Consider the following 10,441-nt stretch of genomic DNA (forward strand, 5'->3'; position numbering starts at 1 on the left):
TTGCGTCACTTGAGCCATATGCACCCACAGGATTTTATTTTTACTTTGGTTATCCCCTCTAATACCCTACTACATCTGACTGCAACTTGGTATGAACGCGGTGGGGTGTTAAGCAATACAGTCCTTGTGTCATGCGATTGAGCATATCTCCAATATTGCATACGAATGAACCAGATCATCATGGCGATGTTAGCAATGAGCGGCCGAGTCACTATGCCCTTGAATTTCTCATTGGATAGGTTAAGAAGTAACGAAAAAATCAGCATTTATCGTTTGATTTACTTTCCAAGACCCAATGCGATGTCTGCGACGGGCTACGCCTACGCTAAATTTATTCTCAATAGGCATGAATTCGACTGAAGAAGAGGTTTTAACAGGGCTCCAAGCGCAAGGTGCTACTTTGTCCACCGAAATCGCAGCCCAATGGCGAGTTGAAGATACTGTGAGAAAATTGCTAGAAAATCAAGAAAACTAAATCCAAAGTATAGCTTGGAGCATTCCTGATTAGATAGGAAGCAATGCGATTTTATGAGATCATGATAAATACCGCAGGAAAGCAGGGAGCGTCCTTACAGCACTGTTAGTTGATCTAAGATGACAGTTCATTTCATATATTCAATTAATCATAGTTATGACAGTTATTAACCCAAAAGTATTACCATCGCTCCCTCCTTAATTGCACTTTTCCAAAGAGAACCAACTTGTTTAGCGATCAATCCAACGGCTCACTGCTGGCAATTGTGCAGAGAACCATAGTGCACCTAAGATATTTAGACTGCCACAAACAATCAAGGCATTAGTCGCACCAAAATTATGTGCCAAAGTTCCAGCTAATAGATTCCCAAAGGGCATCATACCCACCATTGCTAGAGCATAAAAACTCATCACCCGTCCGCGCTTATCCTCGGCAACTAGGATTTGGATAATCATATTACTACTGGTAATCAGGAGGATGGAAAAGCAGCCTGTAAACGCCAGTATGATTATGGATAATCCAACTTGACGCGATAGTGAGAAGGAAATCAAACTTATCCCAATCAAGACTTGAGCGACTACAATCAAACGCTCTAAGCCCGCAATCCCTCGTCTAACACTCAGATACAAACAAGCAAACAACGAGCCAATGGGCGCTGAGGTGCTGAGGTGAGCCATCGTAGTTGCATCCCCATTTAAAATCTTAGCCGCGAAGACGGGCATGAGCGCGACATGAGACATCCCGACTAAACCTTGTAACGCCAGTATTAATAAAATTGCTCTAATGGGCTGGAATTTGGAGACATATTCAAAGCCCTCTCGCAATTTCTGCAAAGTATCGCTAAGGCTCGTAAGAGTTTGCATGGATCTGACTTTCAGCCGCATCGTTAACAAGGTAAAGATGGCAGGGATATAGCTGAGGGTATCGTAGAGAAAACAATATTTCACCCCTAGCGTCGCAATCAAAATCCCACCCATAGCCGGTCCCAATACCAGAGAGGAACTTAACATCACTGAATTCAAGGCGATCGCATTACTCCAATCAGCGCGATCATCTACGGTTTCGGTGACGATTGTATGACGCACGGGCATATCTAATCCCTTGAGAAAACCATTGAGAACACTCAGTACCAATAGGATGGGAAACGTCATCGAATTCCTAAAGGTAAGAATCGTTAATGCCAAGGAAACGCTAATTCCCAATATCTGCACCAGGATTAACAAATCACGACGACTCCAGCGATCAGACAATACGCCCGAAAACGGAATCACTAATAACGTAGGTAAAAATTGTACAAAGCCTGCAACTCCCAACAACCAAGCCGATTTAGTTAAATCGTATACCAGCCAAGGAATAGTTAACTGCTGGGTCATAAATGTCCCAGACATAGATAGTAACTGTCCCCCAAAAAACAGGCGAAAATTACGCCAGCGAAAGGCGGGTAAATATTGGTAAATGATATTACTTACGCGATCGCCTAGTTGCCTATTCCAAATTTTCATTAGGGCAATTCTATTATATTCTACTAAATCTTAGATTAACTAATATTTAGTTTAACTAATAATTATAGGGTAATTGCAATCGCGTCTGGTTTTGTAGCAAGCTTGCTGATTCAGGCGATGCCTGCGGCAGGCTACGCCTACGCCTTTAAAGAAAAACTTTTTAGTTTGCTAAAAATCCCAAACCGTTTTATCTCCTGCTTAAGAACACGCTCACGATCAGCAGATTCTTGTGGTGGGAATTCCCAAACATCACGGATCTCATCTTCTTGTTGATCTGTTAATTGGAGATGATGTGGTAATTGAGACTGTTGCCCAAATAACCAAGGTACTCCATTTAATAATTCTCTTTCTATTCCATGAAACATACTTTTACCTTTATTAAAAATAAGGTAATTTTGACATTTAGTTTTTTACTTATTGCTGCAATTATTGGCATTTGGCGATATCTTCGTTAAAACTGCTGTCCCAAAGTTGTTTCACATTAACTTTTGTGGGAATTACACCCGCTTGAAAAAAGGTATCAGCAACCTTTTGCTGAGAAGCAATAGCTGCGTCAGAAATAGGAAGTAATTCCTGACGACGCTGTTGTTGTCCTTGCTTGGCATCTTGATAAACAATACCTTGATCAACATCAATGGTAGTTGCATAATTCTTCGACCATTGCTTGAGATTAGATTCCCGCCAAGTTTGAGATTTCTGCAAACGACAGAGAAAATCAGCGATCGCTACTTTCTTTTGCGGATCAGCGATCGCATTGGGTGAAGCAATAATCACAAAGTTACCACTCAAAATATCTTTTGCAGATTCCAGCACCCGCGCCCCTTCTTTTTCGGCTTGGGGGATGGAATAACCGTAGGTAGCCCAAGCATCAAGCTGTCCTTTACGAAAAGCCGAAAGCCCATCAGGTATCGATAAAGGAATTGCATTGATATCCTTCATTGTCAGCCCAACTTTTTCCAACATTTTAATCAGGAAGTAGTGGGCAGTTGTAGCTTTCACGTAACCTACTTTCTTACCTTTGATGTCAGCGATCATTTTGGCAGTCGAGTCCTTAGGTACGAGTACAACTTGACCAACCGTCGGCCCTTTGAGAGTGGCAATAATTTTTACAGATGCTTTCGATTCAATCGCAAAAATCGGCGGAATTTCACTAGCAGAGGCCAAGTCAATCGCACCAGCATTGATTGACTGTACCATCAAATTCCCCCCAGTAAACTCAGTAAATTGAGTTTGATAAGGGAAATTATCTAGTCCAGCTAACTTTAAATTTAAGTCCCAGCCACCTTTATATTTAGCAACATGCAATTGAGTTGTATTCGATACTGCGATTTGGGATGGACTATGATTAGCAGCGATCGTTGTTGGACTGGTAGACTTAACCTCTGAGCAAGCTGTTGTTGCTAAAGCTAACAAGCAACCCAGAGAGAAGAAAAAATTCTGCTGCAAATTGGTAGACACGTTATTTTTAATTGGGTATATTTTTGTCATTTTTACTACCTAATAGCAGTAGTTTCTAACGGACACACTGCCGTTGTAATATCTACTCGTTGCGGAATAATTTTTTGCTCTAGTAACCAATCAGCTGTTTTCTGAAGATTGGCGATATCTTTAGCATTAGGAAATACGTAAGACTCTGGGCCTCGATTTTTAGTCACTTGCTTGGCTACAGTATCAGAGACTTTTAGCTCTTTAACTAGAAAATCTGATGCAGCATTAGTATGTTGATTTAACCATTTACCATCTTCACTCAAAGCAGTGAGGGCAGCTTTCACCGCTACAGGATTTTCTTTAGCTGCATCACTACGAACAACCATAATGCCGTAAGTAGGAGCAGGGTGTGTAGTGGTGATTCTTCGCACCTTATGCTCTAATTCCGCAATGGAAATATAAGGCTCCCAAACTGCCCACGCATCAACAGAACCTTGATATAGAGCAGGTGCAGCGTCATTCGGTGATAAGTAAACTCGCTGGACTTTTTCTTTAGGAATATTTTCTTTTTCCAAAACTTTTAATAACAGATATTCGCCTGCACCACCTTGATTAACAGCAACTTTTTTACCTACTAAATCAGTCGGTTTACGAATGGGAGAATCACCACGAACTAAAATGGCATTACCTAAAGAATCTGGACTAGGACGCTGTACAGAACCAATACAAAGAGGTTGTCCAGCAGCAATTCCAGAGATGGAAGGAATATCACCACAGCCGCCAATATCCGCTCGATTACCATTGAGAGAACTTAAAAGCGTAGCGCAACGGTCAAATGGCCCACTCCATTCAACTTTAATATTTTGCGTTACTAACTGACGCTCTAGCTCACCCCGTTGACGTGCAAGGGGAATAATCCCACCTTTTTGGTAGCCCAAGCGAATCACATTGTTTTTCTCTGTAGTTTTAGTAGTGAGAGTTTTTGAAGAGGAATCTGAGTTAACTGCGACTTTGATAGCTGTTTGTTGACTGCAACTAGAAGCTATCAAACCAAGAAAAGATGTTGCAATCGCAAAGATTATACTGGCAGAACATTTTTGTTTGTACTGAAAGCGGTGTTCTTTTAAATAATTCACCACAATTGACTCCTTGATATCAATTTTTAGGAGTTTAAGCAGCCATATCTATGATGATAAGGAGTAAAATACACTAAATTGATTGATTTACCGTAGTATTGATAAATAAGATATCATTTTTTGATAGGCTGTTCAAATCTAATCAATATTTCTTTACCTTTGACTATGAGAATTAAGTCCAGGTATTTCTAGGTAAACCTACACTCAAGTAGTGAGAAAATAAACTGTAAAAAAACCATAGACACAAATATCAAAAAATCTTCTATTTGAGTGATAATCTCTAAAAAACTGGTATAATCCTTCCTTTGTATTCTTTGTTAATAAAATCCTTGACATTTGGATGAACAAGCAGTTTGTTTAACTTTTGAATCTTTGGTTCGTTTTCTTGACCTTGTAATGTAACTAATGCCAAAGCGTATTTCTTGTCCTTAGCTATTTCTTCACCCATAGAATTAGGTTCTATCCCTGCAAGCGCAACAGTTTGAGCAGAAGATACAATGAAGTATACATCATTGATAGCTCGAACAACTTGTACACCTTCTACTTCTTTGATTTGCAAGTTTTTCGGGTTAGCAGCAATATCTCTTTGGGTCACGAATTGTTTAGTATTTTCTTTTAATTTAATTAAACCGTTAGTTGCTAACAACCGTAATCCTCGGTCGTTATTGATGACATCATTTGCAATTGTCACAGTTGCATTTTGGGGAATTTCACTTACTGATTTTAACTTATTAGAGAAAATACCAAGTGTGTTTAAATAAACTGTATTCAATGCTACTAAATTTAGATTTAGTTCTTTCATAGCATTATTCATGAAAGGTCTGTGCTGAAAGAAATTAGCATCAATGACCTGATCTCTCAAAGCTGTGTTGGGTTGTATCCAGTCATTAAAGGTAACAACTTGAATCTCTAAGCCTTCTTTTGTTGCTATATTGTTATTCACAAATTTCAAAATACCCTGAGAGAGTATACCAGTCACCCCAACTTTAATTACTTCTTTTTGCTCTTTTTGGCTAATTGTTTGCGTATTATTATTAGTAGAGTTTTTAGGAGATTGTTGTCTACAACTAGCAAAGATTGAAGACACAGTCAGGGAACTTAAAGCTGTTAAGAAAAATCTGCGTCTATTCATAATATTTGTAATTAGTGTAAATTGTAAATGATGAATGCACAGACGCGATTAATCGCGTCTGTATAAGAGTTAAAAGTCAAGAATTATATTTGTCTCTCTGCTCCCCTGCCTCTTTGCTTTCGTTCAGCGTTTTCTCATACGCTGTGCAATTAAATCAGCTATAAATTGAATAATTTGTACTAGTGCAATCAAAACCACAATGGTAGAAAACATCACCCCTACATCGAAGCGTTGGTAGCCGTATTGAATTGCCAAATTACCTAATCCACCTCCACCCATAGCCCCAGCCATCGCGGAAGAGTTAAGTAAACTCACTATTAGAATCGTCATACCTAATATCAGTGAAGGCAAAGCTTCGGGAATCAATATTTTGAGAACGATTTGCCAATAATTGCACCCCATTGCTTGGGCAGCTTCTATTAATCCCTTGTCAACTTCTAAAATGCTAGTTTCAGCGATGCGACCAAAAAATGGTATGGCGGCAAGAGTTAGGGGAACTAAAGCGGCTGTGCTACCGATGGAAGTGCCGACAATTAGGCGTGTTAGTGGTGTTAAAACGACAAGCAGAATAATAAAAGGAAATGAGCGTTCAGTATTGACGATCGCACCCAGCACTTTATGCACTTGCGGAAAATCTAGCAAGTTTCCGGGGCCTGTCATCACTAGCAACAAGCCCAAAGGTAAGCCTAATACTATTGCAACCAAAGTAGATATACCCACCATGTAAAAAGTTTCATTAGTGGCTAGCAACAAGCTTTGTAGTAATTCTTGTCCTTGCATTATTGATGCACCTCGCAAAGTTGAAAACAGGGCGGAATACCAATTCGTAATTCGTAATTAAGAAGGTCAAATTTTGAATGTGTTGCCCGATTTTAGAGAATTGGTATTAGCTGGGTTGGAGAACTTAGAGTCTAAGTCCTGCCTGTTTCAGTAGTGGTAAAACGCGTTTACCGAAGAAATCGAGATCCGGCTCAAAATCATAGAAGGCAAGCTGGAAACCATCGACACCAGCTTTATTGAGTTGCAAAATTTGCTCGGTGATTTGTTCGGGTGAACCGATTAACTGCACATTACCGCCGATCGCACTGCCAACACCATGACGCAGATTTCCCTTTTGATGCCCCCTCCAGGCGTGTGCATCGCTGCTGACGCCTGAACGTCCAGCAATTGACTGATAATCGACCATGCCGATTATCGCCTGAGCATATTCTTCTGCCTCTTTTTCAGTTTCACGCACGACAATAAGCGGATTTAGGAGAGTGCGGACTTGTCTACCATTAGCGATCGCTGATTGTTTGACACGGGCTGTATGGGCGGGTAACGACGACAAGGCGCTTTCTATGTCACCGCCACCCGGACTGGTGATAAATACGATATCTGAATGGCGACTCGCAAACTCGATGCCAGCATCCGAGCCAGTGGCGTTAACTAGGATGGGACGACCATAAAGCGGTCGGGGGCTGATGTAGGCATCCTTAAACTGCCAATAACTCTGACTTTTGTAAGAAAAATTCTCTGTTTCCGACCAAAGTCGTTTGAGGACGGTGACAAATTCATCAGCAAGTTCATAGCGGCGATCATGTTCGATTTGGCTCCAGCCGAACAGTTCATGTTCATAAGCCCTGTGTCCGGTGACAACATTAATTCCCCAGCGACCTTTAGAAATGTGGTCAAGTGTCGCACCAAATTTAGCCAGATGGATGGGATGCCAAGGCCCGTAGAGGACGTGAATTGTTGAGATTAATAGAATGCGTGAGGTAATGGCAGCAAGGGAGGCAGTGGCAATGAAGGCATCTAAGCCTGCTTCTGTGCGAGTTGGCCCTTGTCCGCCCTTCGGCTGCCATGTAGAATAGCCAAAAACCAGGTCAAAACCTAGCTCCTCAGCCTTTTGGGTAAGTTTGGCATTGTAATCAAATGACCAGTCTGTAGTACGCGGTAGGCTAGAAGAACTCCAACCACCGTGATGAATCGGTAAGAATAGCCCTAACAGTACTGGCTGCCGGAGAGCTTGGGATAATGGGCTTTGGGGATAGTCTGTTGGAGAGGCGAGCGCCTCTTTACTTGCTCTCAAAAAAGTAGTATCAATTGCACTCATAGTTCCTCTCAACGGTTTCGGTTGGCTATAAGATCCCCGACTTCTGAATAAATACTCATAAAGTGGTTTCCCGCATATTAGAGGTCAGGGATCTGAACAAAATTAGAAGAATCCCCGTTGCGGCAATGGTGTACCGTTGATCTCGTAGTCCCTGATCGCACGAGCCTTAAAGTGATTTGGGTTATGTGAGGATAAGGTACGGGCATTGCGCCAATGACGATCAAAGTTGGAGCTTTTCTTTGTTGTAGAAGCCCCACCCACTTCAAACAACAAGGTGGCTGAACGTAATGCTAGATCATCAACAATCAATTTGGCTTTGGATGCACTCAGAGAAGTTGCTAGTGCTGTAGCCGTCTCTGCCTCTTCACCCTCAGCTTGGGCAGCAGGGAGGCGATCAAGACCATCAGCTGCCGCCAAGACGATCGCTTCGGCCGCAAAGGCATTGGCGGCAATCTGCCCGACAGTCTGTTGCAAGATTGGGTCTTCTGAGGCTTGCTCGGATACAGCATGGTAGAAAGTCCGGGGTCTGTTACGGATGAGGGCTGTAGCATCACGCAGAACGCTGCGAATAATACCGGCGTTGATGGCAGTCAGGAATAATTGCGGGACAATGTTGTAGGGCAGGTCGTCTTTGTCTGTGTCTGTCTCAAAAATTACTTCTTCAGCCTCTACACGGACATTCGTGAAGGTAGTCGTTCCCGTACCTGTGAGTCTTTGTCCGAAGCCGTCCCAGTCGTCCACCAGTTCAACACCCTCGCGGTTAGTAGGAATGAGTATATACGCTGTAGAGCCATCTAGTGTTAACACACGCACGAAAATCAAGTCTGCGTAAAGGCTGCCAGTGCTGTAATATTTGGTTCCATTCAGACGATAACCGTCGCCATCAGGTGTTAATTTTGTATTCACGACTTGGCGACCACCTGATCGTTTAGCTTCTAGTTCGGTCGAAGCAAGTCCAATAATCGCGCCATCGACGACGGCTTTGAGCCAGCGACGATTTCTTTGGGTGCGCTCAGAACGCAAAATTCGCTCCGTTACAGAGAAATGATTCCGCATAATGTGAGCGACATTTGGATCAGCATCCCCCAGCCGAATCACGACCTCAAATAGTTCGCGTGCGCTGCTACCACCACCACCTTCAGCGACGGGGATTCGCAATGCACCCAACCTGGAACGCCGGATCAATTCAACTACATTATAAGGAAGGATGCGATCGCGATCGCGCTCACTTGCTCCCAGAGCAATAAAATCAAAAAGCTGCTGGAGTTCCGGCGAGTTTGCTCTTACAGGAGCCGAAAACTGAATTGTCGTATCTGTAAGCTTCTCTGGACTCTTAATCATCAGTTTTTATCTCCGAATATATTATGGAAAATCTATGTTGGTGAGTGGTGAGGCAATTGCTAGTTCTGGGTGAGGTGATAGCACTGCAAAGTTGAAGAATGTTTCCAGCCTTGAGGCGATTACATCTGGTAACATATTCAAGCCATCGACTGCACTCAACAAAAACCATTCCTCTGTAAAGGTTTTAGATATATTTAAGTTTTGCAAAGTACTAAAAACCTACCGAATTACCGTAGTTTGATACTCCCAAATTTTCCCCAAGTTGTCAATCTGTTTTAACGTCTTTTTGCGGGAAAGGCTCAAAGTTGAAAGCAAAAAGCTTCTACAGAGTAAGCCCAACGATAACGCAGCCGCTTGCCTAATTTGTGAACCTCTTCAAGAACAATCTTTATTCTACTTAAAAGAGTTTAAAACCCCATACACAACGGGTTATTTGTGTTGGGGTGACAGTTTCTTTACAAAACGTAATTATTTAATCATAATCTGCAAAATGTTTAGATAAGATTACAATAGGTGAGCTACGTATAAAGTAGTTAAGTAACCTTTAGTAATTTGACCATTGAATTTAGTATTAATTAATTCAGTGATCGCATGGAAAAAACGTGTCCTTGTAATGCGATCTAAATTTAGATGACCGGAGTAAGTATTTAAGAGGTTGAGATAACTTGCACTGTTGTATGTTGCATCCCATTGATAAGAGCGATAGACTACTTCACCAAACAAACCTGTTTGCTGAATCTCGTCCGTTTTACCAGGGACTTCATGCTTACGAGGAAGAGGCTTGTCATCCTTAACTAACTCAGGAGCTAAACGGCGATATAGCTCTTGTACCTCCTCAAAGAAGCCATTACTAGCATCACTATGTACGTGTTCATTCCAAAATAGCGCGATCGCTCCTTCAAATGTGAGGGCTTGAGCAGTTTTTTTGTAAGCAATACTTGGGTCAAGCCAATGGAAAGCAGTCGCCGAAATCACTAAATCAAAAACATTTTCTTGGGTCACCCAATCCTCAAAAGCGATGTTACGCACTTCTACTTGCGGATAAGCAGCCAGATTTTTTTGGGCAACGGTAGCAAGATTGTCACCCAACTCAATGCAGAGTATACAATAACCCCGATGGGCAAAGCGCACAGTTGCCTGACCAGTACTACAACCAATCTCTAATATCCTTCGTCTGGAGTGATTTCTGAGAGAGACACCACATCGTCAAAAAGCGCTTCTGGATATCCTGGTCGAACGGTTGTGTTGCAAAAACTTGCAAAAGACAAAAGCTCTGTATAAATCAGAACAAGTTATACGACTACTCCAAAAATTTGGGCAACAAATTTCACT

11 protein-coding genes are annotated in these 10,441 nt (G+C 41.9%); 1 reads left to right on the forward strand and 10 read right to left on the reverse strand.

All coding sequences use genetic code 11. From position 1 onward, the window contains the following. The first annotated feature begins 346 nt into the window (after positions 1-346). Positions 347-475 (forward strand): hypothetical protein, encoded by a 129-nt coding sequence (locus tag V7K40_RS33580; RefSeq protein ID WP_334967184.1) that lies wholly within the window; start codon positions 347-349, stop codon positions 473-475. A gap of 230 nt (positions 476-705) precedes the next feature. Here V7K40_RS33580 and V7K40_RS33585 read toward each other — a convergent pair whose 3' ends face one another. The 10 genes from V7K40_RS33585 to V7K40_RS33630 all read right to left on the reverse strand — a co-directional run bounded on the left by V7K40_RS33585 (position 706) and on the right by V7K40_RS33630 (position 10,276). Continuing rightward, positions 706-1,977: an MFS transporter gene (locus V7K40_RS33585; RefSeq protein ID WP_334967185.1), complete on the reverse strand. Its 1,272-nt coding sequence runs from the start codon at positions 1,975-1,977 to the stop codon at positions 706-708. Between the two features lie 137 nt (positions 1,978-2,114). Then, positions 2,115-2,342, reverse strand: a complete 228-nt coding sequence (locus V7K40_RS33590; RefSeq protein WP_334967186.1) for a hypothetical protein — start codon at positions 2,340-2,342, stop codon at positions 2,115-2,117. A 61-nt stretch (positions 2,343-2,403) separates the two neighbouring features. Further along, complete coding sequence (locus V7K40_RS33595) at positions 2,404-3,465, reverse strand: ABC transporter substrate-binding protein (RefSeq protein WP_334967187.1); 1,062 nt, start codon at positions 3,463-3,465, stop codon at positions 2,404-2,406. A gap of 5 nt (positions 3,466-3,470) precedes the next feature. After that, positions 3,471-4,544: an aliphatic sulfonate ABC transporter substrate-binding protein gene (locus V7K40_RS33600; protein ID WP_334967188.1), complete on the reverse strand. Its 1,074-nt coding sequence runs from the start codon at positions 4,542-4,544 to the stop codon at positions 3,471-3,473. A 277-nt stretch (positions 4,545-4,821) separates the two neighbouring features. After that, positions 4,822-5,628, reverse strand: coding sequence for a MetQ/NlpA family ABC transporter substrate-binding protein (locus V7K40_RS33605; RefSeq protein ID WP_334967189.1), 807 nt, complete (start codon positions 5,626-5,628; stop codon positions 4,822-4,824). A gap of 168 nt (positions 5,629-5,796) precedes the next feature. After that, complete coding sequence (locus V7K40_RS33610; RefSeq protein ID WP_334967190.1) at positions 5,797-6,453, reverse strand: methionine ABC transporter permease; 657 nt, start codon at positions 6,451-6,453, stop codon at positions 5,797-5,799. Positions 6,454-6,577: 124 nt separating this feature from the next. Beyond that, entirely contained in the window at positions 6,578-7,768 is a 1,191-nt protein-coding gene (locus tag V7K40_RS33615) for an LLM class flavin-dependent oxidoreductase (RefSeq protein ID WP_334967191.1), read from the reverse strand. Between the two features lie 102 nt (positions 7,769-7,870). Then, the gene (locus tag V7K40_RS33620) at positions 7,871-9,109 is read right to left on the reverse strand and encodes an acyl-CoA dehydrogenase family protein (protein ID WP_334967192.1); all 1,239 of its coding nucleotides are present in this window, start codon (positions 9,107-9,109) and stop codon (positions 7,871-7,873) included. Positions 9,110-9,130: 21 nt separating this feature from the next. Further along, on the reverse strand, positions 9,131-9,316 hold the full coding sequence (locus V7K40_RS33625) for a hypothetical protein (RefSeq protein WP_334967193.1): 186 nt from the start codon (positions 9,314-9,316) through the stop codon (positions 9,131-9,133). 297 nt (positions 9,317-9,613) lie between these two features. Then, complete coding sequence (locus tag V7K40_RS33630; protein WP_334967194.1) at positions 9,614-10,276, reverse strand: class I SAM-dependent methyltransferase; 663 nt, start codon at positions 10,274-10,276, stop codon at positions 9,614-9,616. Positions 10,277-10,441: the final 165 nt, after the last annotated feature.

This window comes from Nostoc sp. (assembly GCF_036917195.1).
In the GTDB taxonomy this organism is placed as follows: Bacteria; Cyanobacteriota; Cyanobacteriia; order Cyanobacteriales; family Nostocaceae; genus Nostoc.

What these genes read in the sequence shown, in the direction of transcription:
- V7K40_RS33585 (WP_334967185.1), bottom strand. Translation starts at nt 1,977, where the DNA reads ATGAAAATTTGGAATAGGCAACTAGGCGATCGCGTAAGTAATATCATT.
- V7K40_RS33615 (WP_334967191.1), bottom strand. Translation starts at nt 7,768, where the DNA reads ATGAGTGCAATTGATACTACTTTTTTGAGAGCAAGTAAAGAGGCGCTC.
- V7K40_RS33620 (WP_334967192.1), bottom strand. Translation starts at nt 9,109, where the DNA reads ATGATTAAGAGTCCAGAGAAGCTTACAGATACGACAATTCAGTTTTCG.
- V7K40_RS33580 (WP_334967184.1), top strand. Translation starts at nt 347, where the DNA reads ATGAATTCGACTGAAGAAGAGGTTTTAACAGGGCTCCAAGCGCAAGGT.
- V7K40_RS33595 (WP_334967187.1), bottom strand. Translation starts at nt 3,465, where the DNA reads ATGACAAAAATATACCCAATTAAAAATAACGTGTCTACCAATTTGCAG.
- V7K40_RS33610 (WP_334967190.1), bottom strand. Translation starts at nt 6,453, where the DNA reads ATGCAAGGACAAGAATTACTACAAAGCTTGTTGCTAGCCACTAATGAA.
- V7K40_RS33590 (WP_334967186.1), bottom strand. Translation starts at nt 2,342, where the DNA reads ATGTTTCATGGAATAGAAAGAGAATTATTAAATGGAGTACCTTGGTTA.